Annotated in this window: 1 protein-coding gene and 1 pseudogene; both read right to left on the reverse strand. The window is 43.8% G+C overall.

Features of this window, described 5'->3' with window-relative positions; genetic code table 11:
- Positions 1-655, reverse strand: a pseudogene (vmrA, locus tag R7127_RS26965) (sodium-coupled multidrug efflux MATE transporter VmrA); the annotation flags it as partial.
- A gap of 57 nt (positions 656-712) precedes the next feature.
- On the reverse strand, positions 713-1,017 hold a 305-nt coding region (locus R7127_RS26970), incomplete at its 5' end, for a MarR family winged helix-turn-helix transcriptional regulator (RefSeq protein ID WP_318148770.1).

Consider the following 1,017-nt stretch of genomic DNA (forward strand, 5'->3'; position numbering starts at 1 on the left):
TAAATGTTAGACGTAACTTCGCTTTAGAAGAGAAGAAGTAGCCCACACCTAGCACGGTGACAACCATCTGTGCCAATGCGGTCGCAATAGCCGCTCCTGTTAGCTCCCAATTCATCCAAGCAATGAAAACATAGTCCAACACAATATTAATGATTGCACCTATCACCATCAAAATTGTGGCTAAGTTAGGGCTGTTGTCGTTACGTAGCAAGAATGGAACCGCAATAGAGCCAAGTGAAAAAATACACGCGACGATTAGTATCTGGAGATATTGCAAGCCTAACTCGTACACTCGCCCCTGAGCGCCTTGCCAACGAATAAAGTCATCAGCAAAGAAAAACAGAATCGTTGCGACAATAGGCATCAGGGCCAACAAAAATAGCAAGCCTGTGGTTAAGACCCGTTTCGCACCTTGTTGATCTTGCTCTCCTTGCCTGATGGAAGTCAGGGCTCCCGTTCCCACACCAACCATCATCCCTATTCCCAGAATGCTACCAATCACTGGCCAAGCGACATTGATGCCCGCCAATCCGTCAGCGCCGACGTAACGGCCAATAAAAATACCGTCGACGACTTGGTACAGCCCATTGACCAACATGGCTGCGACAGTTGGAATGGTATATTTCCAAAACTGTTTATAAATGGAGTTTTGCATGATTCTCACCAATAGTTAGCAAAGCTAACTAAATAGTTAAATAAATGAATTTTTGAATTAATTTCCAAGCGCTTTATTGAGTAGCGACTGCAATTGTTTGGCTTCTTGTTCGTTTAGCTTTAGCATCATTTGATCCGAAATATCCTTATAAACAATTTGCTCTAAAGACATTTTTTCAGCGACATCTTCCGTCAGTAAGACACGCTTTGCGCGAGCATCTTCATTGCAAGCAATACGCTTCACTAACCCTTTCTTTTCTAAACGCACCACCATATTGGAGGCAGAAGGTTTGGTTACCTGTAACTCGTCGGCAAGATCAGTAATACGAACGCCTTCAGGAAACACCTGAATTACGCGTAAGT

This window comes from Vibrio sp. 1159, assembly GCF_033340395.1.
Taxonomy (GTDB): domain Bacteria; phylum Pseudomonadota; class Gammaproteobacteria; order Enterobacterales; family Vibrionaceae; genus Vibrio; species Vibrio alginolyticus.